This window comes from Streptomyces sp. TRM64462 (genome assembly GCF_013362995.1).
GTDB lineage: Bacteria > Actinomycetota > Actinomycetes > Streptomycetales > Streptomycetaceae > Streptomyces.
Genome location: NZ_JABWDV010000289.1, coordinates 1 through 1,771 on the forward strand (window position 1 = coordinate 1; position 1,771 = coordinate 1,771).

A 1,771-nucleotide genomic window follows, 5' to 3' on the forward strand; every position below is an offset into this window, starting at 1 on the left:
GCCTGCGCCCCGACGCCGTCCCCGTGGTGCGGGCCGCGCGCGGCTCCGACGCCGTCGTGGTCGCCGTCGACCTGCCGAGCGGCGTCGACGCCGACACCGGCGCCGTCGACGGCGAGGCGGTACGGGCCGACGCGACGATCACGTTCGGGGCGTACAAGCCGGGCCTGCTGATCGACCCGGCGCGCGAGCACGCGGGCGCGCTGCGGCTCGTCGACATCGGGCTGGCGGACTTCCTGCCGTCCGTGCCGGACGTGGAAGCCCTCCAGCACGCCGACGTGGCCCGGCTGCTGCCGGTGCCGCGCGCCGAGAGCGACAAGTACCGGCGGGGCGTCGTCGGCGTCGTCGCGGGCTCGGCGCGCTACCCGGGCGCCGCCGTCCTGGCCGTCGCGGGCGCGCTGCGGGGCGGCGCGGGGGCCGTACGGTACGTGGGGCCCGCCGGCGGCGCGGTGCTGGCGCGGCACCCGGAGACCCTGGTGCACGGCGGGCCGCCCGGGAAGGCGGGGCGCGTCCAGGCGTGGCTGATCGGCCCGGGCCTCGGCGACACGCCGGGCGTGGACGATGTCCTGGCGTCGGACGTGCCGGTGCTCGTCGACGCCGACGGGCTGCGCCTCCTCGACCCGGCCGCCGTACGGGACCGGGCCGCGCCGACGGTCCTCACACCGCACGCGGGCGAGGCGGCGGCGCTCCTCGGCACCTCCCGCGAGGACGTGGAGGCCCGGCGGCTGGAGGCGGCGCGGGAGCTGGCGGGGCGGTACGGGGCGACGGTGCTGCTCAAGGGGTCCACGACCCTGGTCGCCGACCCGGACCCGGCCGTTCCGGTACGCGTGAACCCGACCGGTACGCCATGGCTGGCCACCGCCGGGAGCGGTGACGTCCTGTCGGGCATCGGCGGCTCGCTGCTGGCGGCCGGGCTGGCGCCGCGCGACGCCGCGTCGGCCGCCGCGTACGTGCACGGGCTCGCCGCCCGGCGCGCGGCGCGGGGGGCACCGGTCACGGCCGAGGACGTGGCGGAGGCGCTGCCGGGGGCGTGGCGCGACGTCACGGGCTGAGAACGCGAGTCACAGAACGCGAGCACGACAGGGTGGGAGAAGCATGGTGGGGGAGGATCCGCGGCCGGACGCGCTCGTACGGCTCATGTCGCTCATGCCGCCGGAGCACGGCGTCGACGAAAAGGTCGACTGGGCGGCCGCCGAGGCCCGCTGGGGCGTCCGCTTCCCCGGCGACTACCGGGCCTTCATGGCCCGGTACGGCGGGGGCTCGATCAACGGCGAGGCCGGCGTGCTGCTGCCGCTGCCGCGGGAGGGCCTGCGGTGGCCGCCGGAGGACCTGGCCGAGGAGACGGCCAACGTCCGCCACGCCTGGGCGGCGGAGGGCGGCCGGGACGCGCTGGACGTCGACCCGGCGCACCTCCTGGCGTGGGGCGTCACGGCCGGCCCTGACATCCTGTGCTGGCTCACCGCCGACCCGGATCCGGACCGCTGGCCGGTCGTGGTCTGCGGGCGGCACACCGAGCCGACGTTCACCGTCCTGCCGTACGGGATGGCGGAGTTCCTGGCGCGGCTGCTCGGCGACGAGTTCGACGAACCGCCGGTCAGCCTCGTCTTCTGGGACGGCACACCGGCCCGGTTCGTGCACTGGCGCGAGGAACAGCGTCGCTACCTGGCGGGCCTCGACCCCCTGACCGGCGAACCGGACCCGTACGCCCACCCGTCCTGACGGCGGTGCCCCTTCCCGTAACTGGGGGCTCCGCCCCCAGACCCCCGTTCGCGCC

Annotated in this window: 2 protein-coding genes; both read left to right on the plus strand. The window is 77.6% G+C overall.

What is annotated here, in order from left to right:
• Positions 1-1,049, plus strand: a 1,049-nt coding sequence (locus HTZ82_RS13560) for an NAD(P)H-hydrate dehydratase (protein WP_175409609.1), incomplete at its 5' end; no start/stop codon positions are given.
• A 43-nt stretch (positions 1,050-1,092) separates the two neighbouring features.
• The gene (locus HTZ82_RS13565; RefSeq protein ID WP_175409610.1) at positions 1,093-1,716 is read left to right on the plus strand and encodes an SMI1/KNR4 family protein; all 624 of its coding nucleotides are present in this window, start codon (positions 1,093-1,095) and stop codon (positions 1,714-1,716) included.
• Positions 1,717-1,771 lie beyond the last annotated feature (55 nt).

What these genes read in the sequence shown, in the direction of transcription:
- HTZ82_RS13565 (WP_175409610.1), top strand. Translation starts at nt 1,093, where the DNA reads ATGGTGGGGGAGGATCCGCGGCCGGACGCGCTCGTACGGCTCATGTCG.